Origin of the sequence: Geodermatophilus maliterrae (assembly GCF_041018925.1) — a bacterium.
Taxonomy (GTDB): domain Bacteria; phylum Actinomycetota; class Actinomycetes; order Mycobacteriales; family Geodermatophilaceae; genus Geodermatophilus; species Geodermatophilus maliterrae.
Map to the genome: position 1 here is coordinate 41608 of NZ_JBFNXQ010000015.1, position 21162 is coordinate 62769.

The following is a 21162-nucleotide window of genomic DNA, read 5'->3' on the forward strand; positions in this document are numbered from 1 at the left end:
ACACCCCGCCTGGTGACGTTCTCGGTCGTCGCCCGCGACCCCGGCACCGGGGAGATGGGCATCGCGGTCTCCTCGTGCATCCTCGCGGTCGGCCGCGCCGTGCCCAGCGCCCGGCCCGGGGTGGGCGTGGTCGCGGTGCAGGCCCGCAGCCCGCGCGGCCTCGGGCACGTGCTGCTGGGCGGCCTGGCCGAGGGGACCGCGCCGGCGGTCCTGGTGCGCCGGGCCGCGCACGCGGCCGAGGACGTCGACCGGCAGATCGCCGTCCTCGGTGCCGACGGCGCGGTGGCCGCCGACACCGGGCCGGGCTCGTTCCCGGTCAGCGGCCACCTGGTCGGCGAGGGCTGGAGCGTGCAGGGCAACATGCTCGCCTCCCCCGGGGTCCTGCCGGCGATGGCGGAGGCCCACGAGGCCGCGCGCGGCCCGCTGGCCGACCGGCTCCTGGCCGCGCTCAGCGCGGGCCAGGACGCCGGCGGGGACCTGCGGGGGCGCCAGTCCGCCGCGCTGCTCGTGGTCAGCGGCGAGCCGGCGTCCGAGGAGGACGACGGGGTGCGGATGGACCTGCGCGTCGACGACTCCGGCGATCCGGTCGCCCAGCTGCGGATGCTGCGCAACCTGCAGCGCGCCTACGACGAGCGCGACTACGAGACCCTCGCGCTGTTCGCCCCGGAGGGCGCCCGCGACCTCTACGCCGCCCTGGCCGCCTCCCGCCGCGGCGACCGGGCGGCCGCGCGGGAGGCGCTGGAGGCCGTCCGCGCCCGGCCCGGCTGGTCGGCGTGGCTGGCCTCGATGGCCGGGGACGCGCGGCTGTCGGCGGTCTCCCGCCTGCTGGGCTGAGACCCGGTCAGCCCACCCGGACGACGGTGTACTCGGTCTCCGGCGTCTGCGGGGCGTCGAAGCGCGCGTTCACCGCGTACAGCGCCGAGCCGAAGGGCGCGACCGTCGTCGGCGTCTGGAGGTCCGGGTCGGTCAGCGTGTCGACCAGCGTCGCCGACGCGTAGCCGGGCGCCAGCTCGAGGACGGCGATCTGCTGGAGCGCGTTGCGCACCACGTAGAGGGTGCGGCCCTCGCGGAGCAGGCCGTCGCCGTTGGTGAGGGAGGCGCCCCCGAGGTCGACCTGGGTGGTGACCCCGGTGTCGGCGGCCACCCGGAACAGCAGGCCGGTGTTGGACTGCACGACCAGCAGGGTCCCGCCGTCGGGCGAGGCCTCGATGCCGTTGGCGTTGAAGCCCGCCCCGTACCGCAGGTCACCGGTCAGCGGCAGGGTCGTCGCCGGCCCGGCCGGCCGCCCGCCGGGACCGAGGGGCACCACGTACAGGACCGGGTTCACCGAGTCGGTGAAGTACGCGGCGTCCCGGGTGACGACGACGTCGTTGACGAAGGTCGCCCCCGGGGCGGTGAGGGCGTACGAGGCGAGCACCTCGCCGGTGCGCGTGTCGTGGACGGTGCCCGTGCCGGTGCCACCGCCGGCCACCCACAGCCGGCCCTGGCGGTCGACCTCGGTGCCGATGGCCGCGCCGCCCGGGGTGCCCTCGACCAGCAGGGCGCCGGCGCCGGTGCGCAGGTCGCCGCGGTAGATCGAGCCGTCGGTCCGGGAGCCGACGTAGAAGCTGGTGCCCCGGCCGGTGGAGATGCCCTCGGGGCTGAAGCCGTCCGGCAGCGCGATGACCTCGGGGAACCGGTCGGCCGGGGCTGCTCCGGCCGCCGTCGCGGGGAGTGCGACCGCCGCCCCCGCGAGAGTGCCCGCTGCCAGCAGTGACGTCATCGTGCGTCGCACGGGTGCCTCCTCGGATCGGTCGCCTGTGATCCGACTGTGCACGACCAGGTGGGCGCCCACCACCGGAGCCGGTCACCAGCCCGCCGCGCGGAGCTCCTCGACCAGCTCGTCGGCCAGCCGCGCGTAGCCCTCGTCGTCGGGGTGCAGCCCGTCGGCGTAGAGCCCCTCCGGGGGCTCCAGCCAGCCGCCGGCGACCGGGTCGACGAACCGCAGACCGGCCTGCCCGGCGGCCGTCGCCAGGGCGTCGCGGACGGCCTCGACCCCGGGGCGCGGCACCTCGGGCGGCGCCAGGGGGCCGAGGACGACGACGTCGGCGTCGGGGACCGCGGCGGCCAGGTCGCCGTACAGGTGGGCGGCGGCCGCGGCGACCGCGGCCGGGTCGGCTCCGACGTCGTTGGTGCTGCCCTGGACCACGACGACGTCCGGGTCGGCGGCGGCGACGTCGTCGACCCGGTCGCCGAAGGGCGCGTTGCCCCTTCCCCCGCCGTCGGCGACGTAGCCGGTGCCCGACTGCGCGGCCTCCACCTGCGTCCAGCCCAGCCGGTCGGCGACCTGCGCCGCGTACGTCGGGCCGTCCGACCCGACGCCGACCGTGTAGGAGTCGCCGAGGAAGACCGCGCGCACCCCACCGGCGGTCGTCGTCGGCGGCGTCGTCGGGGCGGTCGTGGTGGTCGGCGCGGCCGACGGTGTCGTCGGCCCCTCGGCGCTGCCGGTGCCGCCGCAGGCGGCCAGCGCCGGGCAGGCCAGCAGGCAGGACACGAGGAGCCCGGCGAGGTGGGACACGGGTGCGGCCACCCGACCAGGATGACCGCACCGGCCGTCCGGTCCTCCCCGAGGGGCTGCTCCGGGTGGGCGGCGCCCTACCGGAGCAGGCAGCGGGCGGTCACCAGGCGCTGGATCCGGTTGCCGCCTCGTGGATCCGGGTGGTCCCGGACCTCGGCACCCCCTTCCCCGCTGACCTGGCACGTCCGCGAGGCCACCGGGCACCGGCCGGGTCGGCCGACGGGCGAGCGGCCCGGTCCCTCGTCGTGCCACCGGGACCGTGCGGCCAGTGGCGGTCAGGTCCGGTCGGTGGCCGGGGCGGCCGCGCCGCCGGCGGTCGGAGCTGCGTTGGTCGCCGCCCAGCTGGCCAGCAGCTTGAGACCGTCCTCGGACGCGGATCCGGGTTCGGCGGTGTAGATGGTCAGGCGGAGGTCCGAGCGGTCCTCGGTGGGCAGGTCGAGGGTGCAGTAGCCGAGGTCGAGCGTGCCGACGACGGGGTGGCGGAACTGCTTGGCGCCGTTGTGGTGGATGCGGACGTCGTGGGCCGCCCAGCGGGTGCGGAACTCCTCGCTGACCGTGGAGAGCTCTCCCACGAGTTCGCGCAGCTGCGTGTCGTGCGGGCGGCGGCCGGCCTCGGCGCGGAGCAGGGCGACGGTGACGTTGGCCGCGGCCCCCCAGTCCAGGTAGTAGTCGTGCGCCTGCGGGTCCAGGAACTGGAAGCGGGCGAAGTTCGCCGGCCGCCGCGGGTCGTCGAACAGCGGTGAGAGCAGCGCCCACCCGAGGGTGTTGGTCGCGAGGACGTCGAGGCGGCCGTTGGCGACGAACGCGGCCGACCCCGTCATCGAGTCCAGCATCCACTGCACCCGGGGCTGGATCTGCGCCCTGCCGCGCCGCTGCGGCGCGCGGGCCGGCCGGGCGGCGGCGCGGGCCAGGTTGAACAGGTGGGCCCGCTCGGCCTCGTCCAGCTGCAGCGCCCGGGCGACGGCCTCCAGTACGTCCTCGGAGACGCCGGCGATGTGGCCCTTCTCCAGCCGGGTGTACCAGTCGGTGCTCACCCCGGCGAGGACGGCGACCTCCTCCCGGCGCAGGCCGGGCACCCGCCGGCGGCCACCCCCGGGGAGCAGACCGGCCTGCTCGGGGGTGATCTTGGCGCGACGGCTGGCGAGGAAGTCGCGGATCTCGGCGCGGTTGTCCACGGATCCGACGGTACGGAGATCGGTCTGCGGTGGGGGGTCGAGGTTCTACCCCCCACAAACCCGACCTCCCACGCGCGTGCCCGGAGGCGTTCCGTGGAGCCCAGCGCCCACCGAGACGAGAAGGAGCACCATCGTGCGAGGAGCCGTTCTCCATGCCCCCGGCGACGTCCGCGTCGAGCAGCGTCCCGACCCGACGATCGAGCAGCCCACCGACGCGGTGATCCGGCTGGCCGCCACCTGCGTGTGCGGCTCGGACCTGTGGCCCTACCGCGGCATCGAGACGGTCGACGGGCCGGCGCCGATGGGGCACGAGTACGTGGGCGTCGTCGAGGAGGTCGGCAGCGACGTCCGCGACATCCGCCCGGGGCAGTTCGTCGTCGGCTCGTTCTTCGCCAGCGACAACACCTGCGAGATCTGCCGGGCCGGCTACCAGTCCCGCTGCGTGCACGCCGAGCTGATGGGCGCCATCGGCACCCAGGCCGAGTACGCCCGCATCCCGCTGGCCGACGGCACCCTCGTCGCCACTCCGGACATGCCCTCGGACGACCTGGTCCCGGGCCTGCTGGCCGCCTCCGACGTGCTCGGCACCGGCTGGTTCGCCGCCGTGGCCGGGGAGGCCGGCCCGGGGAAGACCGTGGCCGTCGTCGGCGACGGCGCCGTCGGCCTGCTCGGCGTCCTCGCCGCGAAGCAGCTCGGCGCCGAGCGGATCATCGCCTTCAGCCGGCACGAGTCCCGGCAGCAGTTGGCCCGCGAGTTGGGCGCCACCGATGTCGTCACGACGCGCGGCGACGAGGGCGTGGCCGAGGTCAAGGACCTCACCAACGGCCTGGGCGCGCACTCGGTCATCGAGGCCGTGGGCACCCAGGAGTCGATGATGCAGGCCATCCGCGCCACCCGTCCCGGCGGGCACGTCGGCTACGTGGGCGTCTCCCACGACGTCGCGCTGCCCGGCGACGAGCTGTTCTTCTCCGGCGTGCACCTGCACGGCGGCCCGGCCCCGGTGCGCCGCTTCCTGCCCGAGCTGGTCGACCTGATCACGACCCGGGCCATCGACCCCGGGAAGGTCTTCGACCTCGAGCTGCCCCTCGACCAGGCGGCCGAGGGATACCGGGCGATGGACGAGCGCCGCGCGATCAAGACGCTGCTGCGTCCCTGACCACCTCGCCGCCGCGCTGTCCCGCTCGCGTGCTGCGGGAGGGGCGTGTCGGCCGTGCCCACCGACACCTGACACCCACGGAGGAGGACGACCGTGCAGATGACCCGCAGCTCGATCGACACCGTCAAGGGTCCCGCCGACTGGTTCACCGGCGACGTGTACATCGACGCCGTCGCCGCCGCGCCCGCGCCGTCCCGGGTCACCGCCAACCTGGTGCACTTCACGCCCGGCGCGCGCACCCACTGGCACCGTCACCCCCTGAGCCAGACCGTCTTCGTCACCGAGGGCGTCGGCCTGTGCCAGCGCCGGGGCGGCCCCGTCGAGGTCATCCGCCCCGGCGACCGGGTCCTGTTCGAGGCCGACGAGGAGCACTGGCACGGCGCCGCGCCCAGCCGGCTCATGGTCCACCTGGCCATCAACGAGGCCGACGGCGACCACGCCGTCGTGCACTGGCTGACCCCCGTCACCGACGAGGAGTACGCCACCGCCCCGGCCGTCGACTGACGCCCGCCCCCACCCGACCACCACCCCTGGACGAGGAGCACTCCCCCATGCGCGTCCACGCCTACGCCGCCCCCGCCGCCGGCCGGCCCCTGGCCCCCACCACCATCGAGCGCCGGGCCGTCGGCCCGAACGACGTCCTCATCGAGATCGAGTACGCCGGCATCTGCCACTCCGACATCCACACCGTCAACGGCGACTGGGGTCCCCAGCCCTTCCCCGTCGTCCCCGGCCACGAGATCGTCGGCGTCGTCACCCAGGTCGGGCCCGACGTCACGCGCCACCGGGTCGGTGACCGCGTCGGCGTCGGCTGCATGGTGAACTCCTGCGGGACGTGCACCAACTGCCGCAACGGCGACGAGCAGTACTGCCTGGACGGCATGGTGCCGACCTACGCCGGCACCGACCGGGACGGCAGCACCACGCAGGGCGGCTACTCCACCCACGTGGTCGTCGACGCCGGCTTCGTGCTCCGCGTGCCCGACGGCATCGACCCGGCGTCCGCCGCGCCGCTGCTGTGCGCCGGCATCACCACCTACAGTCCGCTGCGCCGCTGGGGTGCCGGGCCGGGCAGGCGGGTCGCCGTCGTCGGCCTCGGCGGCCTGGGCCACATGGCCGTCAAGCTCGCGCACGCCATGGGTGCCGAGGTGACCGTGCTGTCGCAGTCGCTGAAGAAGCAGGAGGACGGCCTGCGGCTGGGCGCGGACCAGTACCTCGCCACCAGCGACCCGGACACGTTCCCGCAGCTGGCCGGCCGGTTCGACCTGATCGTCAACACCGTCAGCGCCACGATCGACGTCGACGCGTACCTGTCCCTGCTGGCCGTCGACGGCACGCTGGTCAACGTCGGCGCCCCCGCCGAGCCGCTGAGCCTGAACGCGATGTCGCTGATCGGCGGCCGCCGCTCCTACGCCGGCTCGATGATCGGCGGCATCGGCGAGACCCAGGAGATGCTGGACTTCTGCGCCGAGCACGGCATCGGCGCCGAGGTCGAGGTCATCGCCGCCGACCGGGTCAACGAGGCCTACGAGCGCGTGCTGGCCTCCGACGTCCGCTACCGGTTCGTCATCGACACCTCCACCCTGCGGTGACCGCGGCGCACCTGACCCGCCCGGCCGGGCCGGCGGCAGCGACCGCCGGTCCGGTCACCGGCGGTGGAGCGCCACCGCGGCTCCCGTTCGTCGTGTACGTGCTGGCCGCCGGCACGTTCCTCATGCTCACCACCGAGTTCGTCGTCGCGGGCCTGCTGCCGGAGATCGCCGGCGACCTGCAGGTGAGCGTGGCCCGGGCCGGGTTGCTGATCACGGTGTTCGCGGCCGGGATGATCGTCGGCGCACCGACGATGGCGCTGCTCACCCGGCGGGTGCCGCGACGGGTGACGCTGATGACCGCCCTCGCGGTGTTCGCGGTCGGGCACGTCGTCGTCGCGCTGGGAGACAGCTTCCCGTTGCTGCTGGCCGCACGGTTCGGGACGGCCTGGGCGACCGGGGCGTTCTGGTCGGTGGCGTCGGTGGCCGCGACCCGCGCCGCCGGTCCTGGCGCCAGCGCCCGCGCCCTGGGCCTGGTGGGTGCCGGGGGCATGCTCGCCAACGTCGTCGGCGTGCCGCTCGGCGCGTTCGCCGGCCAGCTGTCGGGCTGGCGGGGGCCGTTCTGGGCCCTGGCCGCCCTGGCGCTGGCCGCCGTGCCGCTCATCGCCCGGCACGTCCCGCGAGCGGGGGACGACCAGCAGTCGGTCTCCCTGCGGTCGGAGCTCGGTGCGATGCGGTCCGGCCGGCTGTGGTTGGTGCTGGCGGCCTGCGCGGCCACCACCGGCGGCGTGCTGTCGGCCTACTCCTACGTCTCCCCGCTGCTGACCGACCGGGCCGGTATCGCTCCCGGATGGGTGCCGCTGGTGCTCGTCGGGTTCGGCGTCGGCTCGCTCATCGGCACGATCGTCGGTGGTCGCCTCGGCGACGTCCGCCCGCACGCGACGACCATCGCGGTCGCGGCGTCGACCACCGCCGTGCTGCTGGCGATCTGCGTGCTGTCCGCCCACCCCGTGCCCACGGTGCTGCTGGTGGTCCTGCTCGGGCTGATCGGGCTGAGCGCCAACCCGGTGCTGTCGGCACTGGCCGTCCGCTTCGCCGGCGTGGCACCCACCCTGGGAGTGGCGATGTCCGTCTCGGCGTACAACCTCGGCACCGCGGTCGGCTCCGGGGTCGCCGGCCGCGCCCTCGACTCCGGACTCGGGGCGACCGGCCCCGCCGTGGTGGGGACGATCCTCGCCGCGCTGACCCTCATCCCCACGATCGCCATCGCGCTGCTCCAGCGCCGCTCCCCGTCAGGAGGCAGACCGTGACCACCATCGCCATCGTGGGCGCCGGGCGCGGCCTCGGCGCTGCATCCGCCCGCCGCTTCGGCCGGCAGGGCTTCGACGTCGCCCTGCTCTCCCGCAGTCAGGAGCGTGTGGACGCACTCGCCGCCGACCTGGCCGGCGCGCTGGAGTCCTCCGTCCACGGCCCCGTCGCCGCCGTCGACCAGCTGCTGCCCGGCCTGCGGGCGCTGGGCCGCGGCACCGTGCTGTTCGTCAACGGCGGCAGCGCCGCCCGACCCGACCCGCAGGTGGCCGGCACGTCGATCGCCTTCGCCGGTGAGTCCGCGTACGCCCAGATGCTGCACGAGGTGCTGGCCGTCGAGGACGTCCACGTCGGGCAGCTGATCATCCCGGGCGCGATCACACCGGGCCATCCACGCAACGACCCTTCCGTGCTCGCCGACACGCTCTGGGCGATGCACACCGAACGGGGCGCGTTCCGCCGCTTCGCCGACGACCTCGACGCGTGAACGCACACCATCCCCGTCCAGCTGGAGCACCGGCCGGCACCCCGCCGCGCACGGGCTGATGGACTGGCTCAGCGCCCTGCCCGTGTGCGCCGTGCCGTTGGCGGTCGCCCTGGTGCTCGTGGCGGAGTCCGGTCTGCTCATCGGCCTGGTGCTGCCCGGCTCGTCGCTGGTGATCGGCTTCGGCGTCCTCGCCGGCGCCGGGCTGGTCCCGCTGCCGGTGGCCGCCCTGACCGTGGCCGCCGCCACGGTGGCAGGCGCCGCGCTCGGTCACCGCCGCGCCGCGCGGGCCGGCTCCGGCGCGCTGCTGCCGACCGGCGGGTGGCTCGGACGGTTGCTGCCCGTGCGGGTGCGACGTGTGGTCGACCGGTCGGCGTCCCCGTGGGCGGGGGCCGTCGCACGGCAGCCGGTGCGCATCGCGGGGATGTCGCAGCTCGTCACCGGGGCGCGGACGCTCGCACCGCGCATCGCCGCCCGATCCGGGGTGCCGCTGTCGACCGTGCTGCGCGGCACGGTCCCCGCGGCGCTGCTGTGGTCGTGGGTCTGGTGGCGCTGGGGGCTGCGGCGGGCGCCGCCGCTCCGCTGCTGAACGGCGTGGTCGCCCTGGCCGGCGTGCCGGTCGTCGTCGCGGTCACCTGGCTGCTCCTGCGCCGGCGCGCCCGCGCCGCCCGGCAGGCCCGCCGGTCGGCCGCCCGTCGACGCCTCCGCCACCGCGGGTGGCTGCCCGCGCTCGCCGCCTCGGCAGGGGCTGCCGGCGTGATGGCCGTCGCGGTCCTGGGCTGTTGCGTCACCGCCGCCCGCGCCGGCGAGGGCGTCATCCGCATCGCCGAGCAGGCCGGCTACGCCGCCGAGAAGTGGGGCGTGATCGGCCTGACCGGGTCCGCCGCGCTGGAGCACGCCGCCGCCGGCATCCGGATCGACGCCACCTGCCCGGGCATCGTCGTCGGCCACGCCCCGGTCGTCCACGGCGGCCGGACCGTCGGCCGCTGACGGCGGCGGGCGCCCGGCCCGTCCTGCTCCCCACGACACCGCCGACGGCCCGCGCGAGCCGGTTCCGCCAGGTGCCGGGACCACTCCGTGGGACGGCGTCGCGGCGAGGCGACACCCGGTCCCCGGGGCGACCCACCACGGTCGCGACCTGCACGAACGCAGGTCGACGTCCTACTTCAGGAGACTCCGCGCGATCACCAGGCGCTGGATCTGGTTGGTGCCCTCGTAGATCTGCGTGATCTTGGCGTCGCGCATCATGCGCTCGACCGGGAAGTCCTGCGTGTAGCCGGCGCCGCCGAAGAGCTGGACGGCGTCGGTGGTGACCTTCATGGCGACGTCGGAGGCGAAGGCCTTCGCCGCGGCGCACAGCCGGCCCAGGTCGGGGTCCACCTTTCCGCCGGAGTGGCCGGACTCGCCGCGGGCGGCGGCCACGTAGACCAGGTGCCGGGCGGCCTCGATCTGCATGGCCATGTCGGCGAGCATGAACTGCACGCCCTGGAAGTCGCTGACCGCCCTGCCGAACTGCCTGCGCTCGCGGGTGTAGGCCACCGCGGCGTCGAGCGCGCCCTGGGCGATGCCGACGGCCTGCGCGCCGATGGTCGGGCGGGTGTAGTCCAGCGTCCGCAGCGCGGTCTTGAAGCCGGTGCCGGGCTCGCCGATGACGCGGTCGGCCGGGATGGTGCAGTCGGTGAGGTGGAGCTCGCAGGTGGGCGAGCCCTTGATGCCCATCTTCCGCTCCTTGGGGCCCACGGCGAAGCCCGGGTCGTCGCGGTGGACGACGAACGCGGAGATGCCGTTGGCCCGCTTCTCCGGGTCGGTGACGGCCATGACCGTGTACCACTCGGAGATCCCTGAGTTGGTGATCCAGGCCTTGCTGCCGTTGAGCACCCAGGTGTCGCCGTCGCGGCGGGCCCGCGTCCTCATCGCCGCGGCGTCCGAGCCCGCCTCCCGCTCGGACAGGCCGTAGCTGATCATCGCCCGGCCCGACGCGATCGTCGGGAGGACCTGCTGCTTGAGCTCCTCCGACGCCGACAGGACGACCGGCATCGACCCGAGCTTGTTGACCGCCGGGATCAGCGAGGCGCTGGCGTCGACCCGGGCGACCTCCTCGATGACGATGCAGGTCGCGACCGCGTCGGCGCCCTCGCCCCCGTAGGCCTCCGGGATGTGGGTGGCGTGGAAGCCGGCCGCCGTCAGCGCCTTCTGCGCCTCGATCGGGTACCGCGAGTCGGCGTCGACCTCGGCGGCGTACGGGGCGATCTCCCGCTCGGCGATGTCCCGGACCGCGGCCCGGATCGCGTCGTGCTCCTCGGTCAGCTGGTACAGGCCGCTGTTACTCACGGGTAGATGCTAGAAGGAGGACCCACCTGCCCCCCACCACTCGCCTGCTCGCGGCGGGTCCCTGCAGGAGGGCCACCCGTGAGCGACTCGCGGAGGGCGGCGTCGCGGGCGACGACGGAGTCGGCGAGGTCGGCCTGGAACCGCTCGACGGCGCCCCGCAGCCGCTCGTCGGAGGCGGCCAGCACGCGGACGGCGAGCAGGCCGGCGTTGCGCCCGCCGCCGATCGACACCGTCGCCACCGGCACGCCCGCGGGCATCTGCACGATCGACAGCAGGCTGTCGAGGCCGTCGAGCCGGTCGAGCGGGCGCGGGACGCCGATGACCGGCAGCGGCGTGGCGGCGGCGAGCATGCCCGGCAGGTGGGCCGCTCCCCCGGCGCCGGCGACGACCACCCGCAGGCCGCGCCCGGCCGCCGTCGTCGCGTAGTCGAGCATCCGGTGCGGGGTGCGGTGCGCCGAGAGGACGCGCACCTCGTACGGGACGCCGAACTCCTCGAGCGCCGCGGCGGCCGGTTCCATCGTCGGCCAGTCCGAGTCGCTGCCCATCACGATGCCGACGAGCGGGTCCACGCGGGCTCCTCCCCAGGGTGGTCGTCCGGGCCGGCCACCCACCGCGGCGACGCACGGGCCGGGCCCGGCTGGACCGCGGCGGGCACGGCGGGCCCACCGTATCGAGCAGCGGCGCGGCGGGCCCCTCCCGGCCGGTCCGGGCGTCACGGCCCGTACCCGGACCGGCGGCCGGGAGCGGCCACGGCCGGGTCCCGCGGGGCTGGTGTGACGGGTGACGCGGGTGCGCCACCGACCTGCGCCGGAGAGCCGCCATGCCTCTCCGTGGTCGATACGCTGCGAGGCGTGAGCAGCGTCGTCGCCGAACGGTGGAGGGCCGACCTCCGTGACCTGGCCCGGACCTACGCCGCCGACCCGCGCGTCCGCACCGTCGCCGTGGTCGGCAACAAGCCGATGACGCCGGACGCGGAGCGGGTGGCGGCCATCGACGGTGCCGACCTCGTCGTCCGGGTCAACGGCTTCCGGCTGGACGACGCCGTGGACGAGGCCACCTACGGCCGGCGGGCGCACGTCGTCTTCTTCAACCGCGCGCTGCGTGCCACCCCCTGGTTCTTCGCCGGCTACCAGGACCGGCTGCACCTCATGGTCGAGCCCGGGCGCCTGCACTGGGAGCCGGAGCAGGTGCCCTCGTGGTGGCCGGCCGACCTGGGGCACCTGCACGTCGACAACGACGACCTCACCATCCCGCTCTCCGAGGACCTGGGCCTGGACTCCCGCGCGGAGGGGCTGTGGTCGACGACCGGCACCATGGCGGCCTGGTGGGCCCGCACGACGTTCCCCGACGCCCACGTCCACCTCGCCGGGTACTCCTTCGTCGACGACCCGCACCAGACCCGCTGGGCGCACGCCTCGGGCGACGACTGCATCGTCGGCCCCGAGCACCGCATCGCCCTGGAGTCCCGGCTGATGCGCCGCTGGGCAGCCGCGGGCTCGGTCACCATCTGGCCGTAGACGGCCGCGCACGACCTGCCCCGCGGCGACCGCCGGGGGCTCCGCAGGACCGGAGGGAGACCGACCATGAGGGCCATGCGCACGAGGCTCACCCACCGCATCAGCCGTTCCATGGCCTGGCGGATCGAGGAGCAGACCGCCGGGACGCTCGCCGGCCTGCGGGGGCAGCTCGAGGCGCTCGAGGACACCGTCCGTCGGCTGGCCGACTCCGGGGAGCACCTCGACAAGCGGCTGGGCGAGCTGGAGCGCCGGGTCGACGACGTCGCCCGCGAGTCCTCGTGGTCGGCCAACGAGCTGGCCCGGCTGGCTCCGCAGGCGGCCTCGTTCGAGGCCCGCCTGGAGCAGAAGGCCCGTCCGGTGGTGCTGACCGGCGCCCTCGAGGACCTGCCGGAGAGCCGCCTGCTGGTCGACGTCGTCCGCGAGGAGCACGCCCGGGTGCGGGCCCGGCTGTCCCTGGTGTCGGCCTACGAGGAGCGGCTGCGGCGGCTGGAGGACCAGGCGGCCGCCCGGGCCTCCTCGTGAGCGACCTCGCCGCGCTGCTCGACGGCACCACCCCCTGGGTCGTCGCCGAGCTGTCCGGGAACCACGACGGCAGCCTCGACCGCGCGCTGGCGACCATCGACGCCATCGCCGCCACCGGCGCGCAGTCGGTCAAGTTCCAGACGTACCGCGCCGAGTCGATGACCCTCGACTCCGACGCCCCGCCCTTCCGCATCCGCGAGGGCCACGAGCTGTGGGGCGGGCGGGGGCTGTTCGACCTCTACCGCCAGGCCGGCACGCCCTACGAGTGGCACGAGCAGCTCTTCGCGCACGCCCGCGGCCGCGGCCTGGTGCCGTTCTCCAGCCCCTTCGACGGGACTGCGCTCGAGCTGCTCGAGTCGCTGGACTGCGGCATCTACAAGATCGCCTCGGCCGAGCTGGTGGACCTGCCGCTGATCCGTGCGGCCGCGTCGACCGGCAAGCCCCTGGTGCTGTCCACGGGGATGGCCACGCTGGCCGAGGTGGAGGCGGCGCTGTCGGCGGCGCGGGGGGCGGGCTCCGGCGAGCTGGTGCTGCTCAGCTGCACCGCCGCCTATCCCGCGGACCCGGCCGGCAGCCACCTGGCCAACATCGCCGTGCTCCGCCAGGCCTTCGGCGTCCCCGTGGGGATCTCCGACCACACGCCCGGCATCGGCGTACCCGTCGCCGCGGTCGCGCTCGGCGCGGTCGCCGTCGAGAAGCACGTGACCCTGGACCGCAGCGGCGGCGTGGACGCCGCCTTCTCGCTGCTGCCCGAGGAGCTGTCGGCCCTGGTCCGCGAGTGCACGGCGGCGCGGGCGGCCACCGCCTCCGGCCCCCGCTTCGGCGTGCGGCCGGGCGAGGAGGACACCGCCCGGCTGCGGCGCTCGCTGTGGGTGGTCGAGGACGTGCGCCCGGGGGACGTCGTCGGCCCCCACAACGTGCGCGCGCTGCGTCCCGGCGGCGGACTGGCCCCCGCGCACTGGGACGACGTCGTGGGCCGGCCGTTCGCGCGCCCGGTCGGGCGCGGACAGCCGCTGGCGTGGGACGTGCTGGGCGCTCCCGGCACGGACCGGCCCGACCGGGCCGACCGGGCCGACACGGCTCCCTAGGCCCCGAAGAACCCCCGCACGAGGTCGCAGACGCGGTCGACCTCGTCGTCGGTCAGGCCGACGTAGAGCGGCAGGGAGATCTCCTCCCGGTACCACTGCTCGGCGACCGGGCACTCGCCGCGCCGGTGGCCGAGGTCGGCGAAGACCGGGTGCCAGTGCGCCGGGACGTAGTTGACCTGGACACCGATGCCGTGGGCCCGCAGGTGCTCGAAGAGCCGCCGCCGGTCCTGCTCGGGCACACGGGCCGCGTAGAGGTGCCAGGCCACGTCGGCGTCGGCCGGGCGGTGGGGGGTCCGGACCTCGGGGACGTCGGCCAGCGCGGCGTCGTAGCGGGCGGAGAGCTCGGCCCGCCGGGCGACGAAGGCCGGCAGCCGGCGCAGCTGGCTCGACCCCAGGGCGCACAGGACGTCGGGCAGCCGGTAGTTCAGGCCGAAGGCGTGCACCTCCTGGTGCCACGGCCCCTCGTCGGGCCAGCGCTGCTCGGCCGGGTCCCGGACCAGCCCGTGGTTGCGGAACGCGGCGGCCCGGGCCAGCAGCTGCGGCGACGGGCTGAGGACGGCGCCGCCCTCGGCGGTCGTGAGGTTCTTGGTGGCGAAGAAGCTCAGCGTGGTCAGGTCGGCGAGCCCTCCCACGGGGCGGCCGCGCCAGGTGGTGCCAACCGAGTGGGCGGCGTCCTCGAGCAGCAGCGCCCCGGCGTCGTCGGCGACGCGCCGCAGCGCCTCCACGTCGCCGGGCAGGCCGGCGTAGTCGACCGACGTCACCACGGCGGTCCGGGGTGTCACGGCGCTCGCCGCAGCGGCGGGGTCGAGGCAGCCGGTCGCCTCGTCGACGTCGGCGAAGACCACCCGCGCACCGAGCAGGGCCGCGGTGGCCGCGGTGGCCACGAACGTCAGCGGCGGGACGACGACCTCCGAGCCCGGTCCCACGCCCGCGGCCGCGTAGGCGGTGTGCAGCGCCGCGGTCCCGGAGGTCACCGCGACCGCCGGCACACCTCCGCAGGCCGCCGCCACGTCGGCCTCGAACGCCGTCACCGCCGGCCCGGTGGTCAGGTACGGGGCGGTGACCGCAGCGGCGACGGCGGCGACGTCGGACTCGTCGACCGACTGGCGGGCGTAGGGCAGCACGGGCTCAGTCGAGCTCGTCGAGGACCGTCTTCAGCTCCTCGACGGAGAGCAGCAGGTCGTTGGTGTCCGAGCGGTAGGCGAACCCGTCGGGCATCTGCTCGCCCACCGGCGGCTCGTAGCCCCAGCCGGCGAGGTACGGCGTGATGACGTACCGGTCCCCCGTGCGGATCGTCCGGCGCGAGTCGTCGGCCGCGATCATCTCCTCGTGCAGCTTCTCCCCGGGGCGGATGCCGACCTCCACGGTCTCGGCGCCCGAGGCGATGGCCTCGACCAGGTCGACCAGCCGGGTGCTGGGGATCCGCGGCACGTACAGCTCCCCGCCGCGCATGAGCCGCAGCGAGTCGACGACGAACTCCACCGCCTGCGGCAGGGTGATCCAGAACCGGGTCATGCGCCGGTCGGTGACCGGGAGCGGCCGGCCCTCCGCGGCGAGACGGCGGAACAGCGGGATGACGCTGCCCCGGCTGCCCATCACGTTGCCGTACCGGACGACGCTGAAGCGCGTCTCGTGGTGCGCGGCGTAGTGGTTGGCCGAGATGAACAGCCGGTCGGCGCACAGCTTGGTGGCGCCGTAGAGGTTGATCGGGCTGGACGCCTTGTCCGTCGACAGCGCGACGACCCGGCGCACGCCCGCGTCGATGGCCGCCTCCATGACGTTCTCGGAGCCGTTGACGTTGGTGCGGACGTACTCGACGGGGTTGTACTCAGCGGTGTCGACCTGCTTGAGCGCGGCCGCGTGCACGACCACGTCGACGCCGTGCATCGCCCGGCGCAGCCGCTCGCGGTCGCGGATGTCCCCGATGAACCACCGCAACCGCGGGTCGTCGTGGAAGAGGGCCCGCACGTCCGACTGCTTGAGCTCGTCCCGGCTGAACACCACGATGCGCTGGGCGCCGAGGTCCAGCGCCCGCTGGACGAAGGCCTTGCCGAAGGAACCGGTGCCGCCCGTGACGAGGACGGACGTGCCGTCGAGGGGGTTGCTGGGGGCGTCCTGTGGGAGGACGTCGCTCTCGCTCATCGATCCGGAGGGTACGCGTCGGGTGACCGGCCGGAGTCGACCGGGCGGGTTCGGGCAGGATGGTGTCGTGCGTGTCGCCGCCGTCGTCCAGGCCCGCACGGGCTCCACCCGCCTGCCCGGCAAGGTCCTGCGCCCGCTGGCCGGCCGGCCCGTGCTGGGCTGGGTCCTGCGTGCCGCCGCCACGTGTCCCGGCATCGACGAGGTCGTCGTGGCGACCACGACGCTGCCCGAGGACGACGCCGTCGCGGAGCTCGCCCGCGACGCGGGGGCCGCCGTCGTCCGCGGACCGGTCGACGACGTGCTCGAGCGCTACCTGCGCGCCCTGGACACCTCCCCGGCCGACGCGGTCGTGCGGCTGACCGCGGACTGCCCCCTCCTGGACCCCGAGCTCCTCGGCGCGGTGGTCGCCGCCTGGCGGGCGGCTCCGGACGCCGCGGACTACGTGGCGACGACGCTGGTCCGCACGCTCCCCCGGGGGCTCGACGTCGAGCTGGTCACGGCCGCGGCGCTGCGCCGGGCCGGCGAGGAGGCCCGCGACCACGACCGCACGCACGTCACCTCGTACGTGTGGAGCCACCCCGACCGCTTCCGGCTCACGGGGCTGGTCGTGGCCCCGGCCGCGGACGACCTGCGGATCACCCTCGACACCCCGGAGGACGCCGCGCTGATCGAGGCCCTCGTCGAGGTGACCGGCGACCGCGCCCCGTCGTGGCGGGAGCTGGTCGCGGTCCTGCGCCGGCGGCCCGACCTCGTGGCGCTGAACGCCGCCGTCGTCCAGAAGACCCTCACGGAGGGCTGAGGTGCCGCGGCTGGCGCTGCTCCGGTGCGACGCGGCGGCCACGGGAGGCGTCGGCCACCTGGTGCGCTGCCTCGCCGTGGCGGAGGCGGCGCGGGCGGCCGGGTGGGACGTGGGGCTGGTGGGCTCGGTGGACGTCCCGCTGGCGCGGGCCCTCGTGACCGGGGCGGGCCTGCCCGTCCTGGCGGACGGCGCGGAGCCGCTCGAGGAGACCGCCCGCCGGACCGGGGCCCGGGTCCTGCACGTCGACCACTACACCGCCGTCACCCCGCCGCTCCCGCGCGGCGGCCCCGGCGAGGCCGGGTACCTGCTCAGCTCGGTCCAGGACGGGCGGTGGGGGCGGCGCGACGCGGACGTGGTGCTGGACGCCTCCCCGACCGGCCACGTCACCGCCTCGGTGGTCGACGCCCGCGTGCGCCTCACCGGCCCCCGCCAGGCACTGGTGCGGGCAGGCGTGCGCGCCCGGCTGGGGACCCGCGGACCCACTGGCCAGGTGCTCGTCGTCGCGGGCGGGACGGACGCCGCCGGGATCCTGCCGGCGCTCGCCGCCGTGGCCACCGCCGCGGTCGGCGGGTCCGCGGACGGCCTGCCGTACGAGGTCGTCGTCGTGGACCCGGCCGCCGCCGTAGGCGGCCGTGCGCGCCACCCCGGCGCCGTCTCCCGGCCCCCCGGGCCCGACCTGCTCGACCAGGCCGCCCGTTCGGCGCTGGTGGTGACCGCCGCCGGCACCACGACGTCCGAGCTGGCCGTCATGGGCGTGCCGATGGCCGTCGTGCAGGCGGTGGACAACCAGGCGGAGACCTACCGGGACCTGGTGGCCTCCGGCGCGGCGCTGCCCCTGGGGACCGCCGCCGGCCTGCTCCGCGACCGCGACCGGCTCGCCGCGGACCTGCGGGAGGTGCTCGCCGACGCCGGCCGCCTGGCCGGGCTCGCCGCCGCCGCTGCCGCGCGGGTCGACGGTGCGGGTGCGGCGCGGCTGGTCGCGGCGTGGGACGCGGTGTGGACCGGCCGGACGGCCGACGGCGACCGCGGGTGGTGGGTGGCGCGCGCCGCTCCCGGGGACAGCGACCTCCTGCTCGCGTGGCGCAACGACGCGCAGACCCGCGCCCAGTCGATCACCACCGACCCGGTGAGCCCGTCCGCCCACGCGGCGTGGTTCTCCGGCGTCCTGGCCGACCCCGGCCGTCACCTGCTGCTCGTCGGCTCGGGGGCGCAGCGGGTGGGGACCGTGCGCTTCGACCGGCTCGGCGCCGGCGCCTGGGAGGTCTCACTGACGCTCGCCCCGGAGAGCCGGGGGCGGGGGCTCTCCGGCACCGTCCTGTCCTGCGGCGAGGAACACCTGCTCGCCCACGGCGGCGGGGGCGACCGACTCGTCGCCCGGGTGCGCGAGGGCAACGCGGCCTCGCTCGCGCTGTTCGGCCGGGCGGGCTACCGCCCGGCCGACGCCCGGACGAGCGCCGCCCTCGGCGGTGACCACCCCGGCCTCCGCGTGGTCGTCAAGGCCCTGGCCTGAGGAGGTGGCCCTGGCCTGAGGAGGTGGCCCTGGCCTGAGGAGGTCGCCGGGGCACCCCCCGCCGGCCGGCCCGCGTCGCTCCCCCGGGCAGGTCGGTGCGGAGCCCCTCAGTGCTCCTGCGCGAAGGCGAACGCCGGGTCGACCTCGCCGTCGGCGAGGTAGCGGGCGGCGGCGACCGCGCGGGCGCGCACCTCGGCGAGGTCCTCGCCCAGCGCGGTGACGTGCCCCAGCTTGCGGCCGGGCCGCTGGCCCTTGCCGTACCAGTGCAGCTTGACGTCGGGCCAGTGCGCCATGAGGTGGTGCACCCGCTCGTCGAGGCCGGGACCGTCCCAGCCGGCCGCCGAGGCGGCGCCGCCGAGCACGTTGGCCATGACCACGACCGGCGCGGCCATCTCCGTGGACCCCAGCGGGTAGTCGAGGACGGCGCGCAGGTGCTGCTCGAACTGGCTGGTCCGAGCGCCCTCGATCGTCCAGTGCCCCGAGTTGTGCGGGCGCATGGCCAGCTCGTTGACCAGCACGCCGTCGGCGGTCTGGAACAGCTCGACGGCCATGACCCCGACGACGCCCACCCGGTCGGCGATCCGCACGGCGAGCTCCTGCGCGGCCAGCGCCGTCTCCTCGTCGAGGCCGGGCGCCGGGGCGAGGACCTCGGTGTTGATGCCGTCGCGCTGCACGGTCTCCACCACCGGCCAGACGGCGACCTGGCCGAAGGGCGAGCGGGCCACCAGCACGGCCAGCTCGCGCACCAGCGCCACCCGCTGCTCGACCAGCAGCGTCCCGTGCGCGGTGAGCAGGTCCGCGGCCTCCTCGGCGGCGTCGACGACGAACACGCCCCTGCCGTCGTAGCCGCCGCGCGGGGTCTTGACGACCACCGGCCAGCCGACGGCGTCGGCGAGGTCGGTGATGCCCTGCAGGGTCTGCACCTCGGCCCACTGCGGCTGGGGCTCGCCGGCCGCGGCCATGGCGCGGCGCAGCACGAGCTTGTCCTGGGCGTGCACGAGCGCGTCCGGGCCCGGGGCGACGCGGACGCCGTCGGCGACCAGCGCCTGCAGGTGCTCGGTGGGCACGTGCTCGTGGTCGAAGGTGACGACGGTGGCGCCCTCGGCCAGGGCGCGCAGGGCGTCGAGGTCGCGGTGGTCGCCGAGGCGGACGTCGGCGGCGACCAGGGCGGCGGACTCGCCGGGGTCGGTGGCCAGCACCCGCAGCGACTGGCCGAGCGCGATCGCGGCCTGGTGGGTCATCCGGGCGAGCTGCCCGCCTCCCACCATGGCGACGACGGGCAGGCCGGTCCTCGGGTCGGTCGGGGCAGGCATGGTGGGACCACCGTATCGAGCGGCTCCGCCGCGGCCGTCGTCGCGCCGCCGCCAGGGGCCCGCTGCCGGTCCGTACAGTCGTCGGGCGTGCCCCTCCTCCCGGCCGTACGCCATCGCGCGGGGACCACCTGGCGGCTGCTGCTCAAGGAGCTGTCGGCGTTCGGCGTGGTGGGAGCGGCGAGCTTCGTCCTCGACCTCGGCGTGTTCCAGCTCCTGTACGCCTGGGGCGCGGAGGCGGTGACGGCCAAGCTCGTGTCCTCGGTGGTGGCCATGACCGCGGCCTACGTGGGTCACCGGTTCTGGTCCTTCGCGCACCGGGAGCGCTCGGGCTACCGCCGCGAGTACCTGGTCTTCATCGCGGTCAACGGCGCGACCCTGCTGCTGAGCCTGGCGGTGGTGGCGCTGGTGCGCCACGGGCTCGGCCAGCAGGCCGCCCTGGTCCTGCAGGCGGCCAACGTCGCCTCCATCGGGCTGGGCACGGTGATCCGGTGGTTCGCCTACCGCCGGTGGGTGTTCCGGGCGGTCCAGGAGCCCCCGTCCGTGGCCCCGGCCGGGGGCCGGCCGGCGCGCGGGGTGGGCCGGCTGTCCGGCGGCGAGCCGGCCACCTCGGGCGCCTGAGCGGCCCGGCGCTCCGCGCCGGTCAGCTCGCCAGGCGCGAGCCGGAGCGCCCGGCGACGACCTCGAGCCGGGTCGGGATGCGCGTGCGCAGCTCCTCGAGGTGGCTGATGACGCCCACCGTCCGCCCGCCGCGGCGCAGCTCGTCCAGCACGGTCATCACCGCGTCGAGCGCCTGGGCGTCGAGCGTGCCGAAGCCCTCGTCGACGAACAGGGTGTCCATCTGCACGCCGCCGGCCTCGGCGGTGACGACGTCGGCGAGGCCGAGGGCCAGCGCCAGCGAGGCCATGAAGCTCTCCCCGCCGGAGAGGGTCTTGGTGGGCCGGCGGGTGCCGGTGTACTCGTCGAGGACGTCGAGCCCGAGCCCGCCGCGCGCCCCGTGCCGGCCCATCGCGTCGCTGTGCAGGAACGTGTAGCGCCCGCGCGACATCTCCTGCAGCCGCCGGCTGGCCACCTCGGCCACCTGCTCGAGCCGGGCGGCGAGGACGAACGACTGCAGCCGCATCCGCAGCGTGTTGGCGCCGCGGCCGCCCACGAGGTCGGCGAGCCCCGTCACCCGGTCCGTGCGGGCGCGGCGCTCGGCGAGCTCGACCTCGGCCGCGACGACGTCCCCGGCCAGCGCGTCGAGCGCGCCGGCGCAGCGGCGGGCCTGGTCGAGGGCGGTCACCGCCTCCTCGCGGCGGGCGGTGAGCTCGGCGCAGCGCGCCTGCAGCGCCGCGACGTCGGGCCGGTCGCCCAGGTCGGCGAGGTCGGGGTCGGCCAGGGTGGCGGCCAGCACCGAGCGGGCCTCGTCGTGCTCGCGCAGCCGCCGGTCGAGCGGAGCCAGCTCACCGCCGGCCAGCAGCGCACCGGCCGCGGCGAGGACGTCGTCGAACCCGGCGGCCGCGGACCGCTCCCCGGCCTCCGCGCGGGCGTCGTCGGCGGCGGTCCGGGTCCGGCGCTCCTCGTCGGCGGCGGCGACGGCGGCCTCGCACCGCTCGGCCTCCCGGGTCAGCCGGGTGGTGCGGGCGCGCAGGTCGGCGTCCTCGCCGCGCACGGCGTCGAGCCGGGCGGTCAGCTCGGCCAGCGCGTCGGCACGGGTGGTGCGCTCGGCGGTGCACCGCTGCAGCGCCTCGC

The 21162-nt window shown here is 76.1% G+C and carries 23 protein-coding genes; 14 read left to right on the forward strand and 9 right to left on the reverse strand.

Translation table 11 applies throughout. From position 1 onward, the window contains the following. The first annotated feature begins 12 nt into the window (after positions 1-12). A complete protein-coding gene (locus ABQ292_RS07260) occupies positions 13-834 on the forward strand; it encodes a DUF1028 domain-containing protein (protein ID WP_369204747.1) in 822 nt (273 codons plus the stop codon). 7 nt (positions 835-841) lie between these two features. Here ABQ292_RS07260 and ABQ292_RS07265 read toward each other — a convergent pair whose 3' ends face one another. The 3 genes from ABQ292_RS07265 to ABQ292_RS07275 form a co-directional block, all read right to left on the reverse strand. Next, positions 842-1774: an SMP-30/gluconolactonase/LRE family protein gene (locus ABQ292_RS07265; RefSeq protein ID WP_369204749.1), complete on the reverse strand. Its 933-nt coding sequence runs from the start codon at positions 1772-1774 to the stop codon at positions 842-844. Positions 1775-1846: 72 nt separating this feature from the next. Further along, positions 1847-2569 (reverse strand): SGNH/GDSL hydrolase family protein, encoded by a 723-nt coding sequence (locus tag ABQ292_RS07270; protein WP_369204751.1) that lies wholly within the window; start codon positions 2567-2569, stop codon positions 1847-1849. Positions 2570-2832: 263 nt separating this feature from the next. Then, on the reverse strand, positions 2833-3732 hold the full coding sequence (locus ABQ292_RS07275) for a helix-turn-helix transcriptional regulator (RefSeq protein WP_369204753.1): 900 nt from the start codon (positions 3730-3732) through the stop codon (positions 2833-2835). A 133-nt stretch (positions 3733-3865) separates the two neighbouring features. Between ABQ292_RS07275 and ABQ292_RS07280 the strand changes: the two genes are divergently transcribed. The 7 genes from ABQ292_RS07280 to ABQ292_RS07310 all read left to right on the forward strand — a co-directional run bounded on the left by ABQ292_RS07280 (position 3866) and on the right by ABQ292_RS07310 (position 9199). Next, on the forward strand, positions 3866-4888 hold the full coding sequence (locus ABQ292_RS07280) for a zinc-dependent alcohol dehydrogenase family protein (protein WP_369204755.1): 1023 nt from the start codon (positions 3866-3868) through the stop codon (positions 4886-4888). A 99-nt stretch (positions 4889-4987) separates the two neighbouring features. Beyond that, positions 4988-5392 (forward strand): (R)-mandelonitrile lyase, encoded by a 405-nt coding sequence (locus ABQ292_RS07285; protein WP_369204795.1) that lies wholly within the window; start codon positions 4988-4990, stop codon positions 5390-5392. A gap of 47 nt (positions 5393-5439) precedes the next feature. Continuing rightward, positions 5440-6480, forward strand: a complete 1041-nt coding sequence (locus ABQ292_RS07290; protein ID WP_369204757.1) for an NAD(P)-dependent alcohol dehydrogenase — start codon at positions 5440-5442, stop codon at positions 6478-6480. Next, entirely contained in the window at positions 6477-7727 is a 1251-nt protein-coding gene (locus ABQ292_RS07295) for an MFS transporter (RefSeq protein WP_369204759.1), read from the forward strand. The genes ABQ292_RS07290 and ABQ292_RS07295 overlap by 4 nt, the downstream gene beginning before the upstream one ends. Further along, positions 7724-8212 (forward strand): SDR family NAD(P)-dependent oxidoreductase, encoded by a 489-nt coding sequence (locus ABQ292_RS07300; protein ID WP_369204761.1) that lies wholly within the window; start codon positions 7724-7726, stop codon positions 8210-8212. Before ABQ292_RS07295 ends, ABQ292_RS07300 begins: the two co-directional genes overlap by 4 nt. 58 nt (positions 8213-8270) lie before the next feature. Then, positions 8271-8798 carry a hypothetical protein gene (locus tag ABQ292_RS07305; RefSeq protein WP_369204763.1) on the forward strand — a complete coding sequence of 176 codons (528 nt, stop codon included), beginning with the start codon at positions 8271-8273 and terminating at the stop codon, positions 8796-8798. Continuing rightward, positions 8756-9199, forward strand: a complete 444-nt coding sequence (locus ABQ292_RS07310; protein ID WP_369204765.1) for an SDR family NAD(P)-dependent oxidoreductase — start codon at positions 8756-8758, stop codon at positions 9197-9199. Before ABQ292_RS07305 ends, ABQ292_RS07310 begins: the two co-directional genes overlap by 43 nt. A 171-nt stretch (positions 9200-9370) precedes the next feature. Here ABQ292_RS07310 and ABQ292_RS07315 read toward each other — a convergent pair whose 3' ends face one another. Both ABQ292_RS07315 and purE read right to left on the reverse strand, forming a co-directional pair. Then, positions 9371-10540: an acyl-CoA dehydrogenase family protein gene (locus tag ABQ292_RS07315; RefSeq protein WP_369204767.1), complete on the reverse strand. Its 1170-nt coding sequence runs from the start codon at positions 10538-10540 to the stop codon at positions 9371-9373. Then, the gene (gene purE / locus ABQ292_RS07320) at positions 10537-11109 is read right to left on the reverse strand and encodes a 5-(carboxyamino)imidazole ribonucleotide mutase (RefSeq protein WP_369204769.1); all 573 of its coding nucleotides are present in this window, start codon (positions 11107-11109) and stop codon (positions 10537-10539) included. The genes ABQ292_RS07315 and purE overlap by 4 nt, the downstream gene beginning before the upstream one ends. A 282-nt stretch (positions 11110-11391) precedes the next feature. Between purE and ABQ292_RS07325 the strand changes: the two genes are divergently transcribed. From ABQ292_RS07325 to pseI, 3 genes are all read left to right on the forward strand, one after another. Then, complete coding sequence (locus ABQ292_RS07325; RefSeq protein ID WP_369204771.1) at positions 11392-12057, forward strand: MDR/zinc-dependent alcohol dehydrogenase-like family protein; 666 nt, start codon at positions 11392-11394, stop codon at positions 12055-12057. Positions 12058-12132: 75 nt separating this feature from the next. Further along, positions 12133-12579 (forward strand): hypothetical protein, encoded by a 447-nt coding sequence (locus ABQ292_RS07330; protein ID WP_369204773.1) that lies wholly within the window; start codon positions 12133-12135, stop codon positions 12577-12579. Further along, positions 12576-13667 carry a pseudaminic acid synthase gene (gene pseI, locus ABQ292_RS07335; RefSeq protein ID WP_369204775.1) on the forward strand — a complete coding sequence of 364 codons (1092 nt, stop codon included), beginning with the start codon at positions 12576-12578 and terminating at the stop codon, positions 13665-13667. Before ABQ292_RS07330 ends, pseI begins: the two co-directional genes overlap by 4 nt. Here pseI and ABQ292_RS07340 read toward each other — a convergent pair. Both ABQ292_RS07340 and pseB read right to left on the reverse strand, forming a co-directional pair. After that, on the reverse strand, positions 13664-14791 hold the full coding sequence (locus tag ABQ292_RS07340) for a DegT/DnrJ/EryC1/StrS family aminotransferase (protein WP_369204777.1): 1128 nt from the start codon (positions 14789-14791) through the stop codon (positions 13664-13666). The genes pseI and ABQ292_RS07340 overlap by 4 nt on opposite strands. Positions 14792-14795: 4 nt before the next feature. Beyond that, complete coding sequence (gene pseB, locus ABQ292_RS07345; RefSeq protein ID WP_369204779.1) at positions 14796-15809, reverse strand: UDP-N-acetylglucosamine 4,6-dehydratase (inverting); 1014 nt, start codon at positions 15807-15809, stop codon at positions 14796-14798. Positions 15810-15876: 67 nt separating this feature from the next. Between pseB and ABQ292_RS07350 the strand changes: the two genes are divergently transcribed. Continuing rightward, a complete protein-coding gene (locus ABQ292_RS07350) occupies positions 15877-16608 on the forward strand; it encodes a cytidylyltransferase domain-containing protein (RefSeq protein ID WP_369204781.1) in 732 nt (243 codons plus the stop codon). 1 nt (position 16609) lies between these two features. After that, on the forward strand, positions 16610-18118 hold the full coding sequence (locus ABQ292_RS07355) for a GNAT family N-acetyltransferase (RefSeq protein WP_369204783.1): 1509 nt from the start codon (positions 16610-16612) through the stop codon (positions 18116-18118). Positions 18119-18225: 107 nt separating this feature from the next. Here the strand turns inward: ABQ292_RS07355 and ABQ292_RS07360 are convergent, their stop codons facing one another. Next, entirely contained in the window at positions 18226-19431 is a 1206-nt protein-coding gene (locus tag ABQ292_RS07360) for a 5-(carboxyamino)imidazole ribonucleotide synthase (RefSeq protein WP_369204785.1), read from the reverse strand. An 87-nt stretch (positions 19432-19518) separates the two neighbouring features. On the opposite strand from ABQ292_RS07360, the gene ABQ292_RS07365 reads away from it, so the two are divergent. After that, positions 19519-20049: a GtrA family protein gene (locus ABQ292_RS07365; protein WP_369204787.1), complete on the forward strand. Its 531-nt coding sequence runs from the start codon at positions 19519-19521 to the stop codon at positions 20047-20049. A 22-nt stretch (positions 20050-20071) separates the two neighbouring features. Here the strand turns inward: ABQ292_RS07365 and ABQ292_RS07370 are convergent. Further along, positions 20072-21162, reverse strand: a 1091-nt coding sequence (locus ABQ292_RS07370; RefSeq protein WP_369204789.1) for an SbcC/MukB-like Walker B domain-containing protein, incomplete at its 5' end; no start/stop codon positions are given.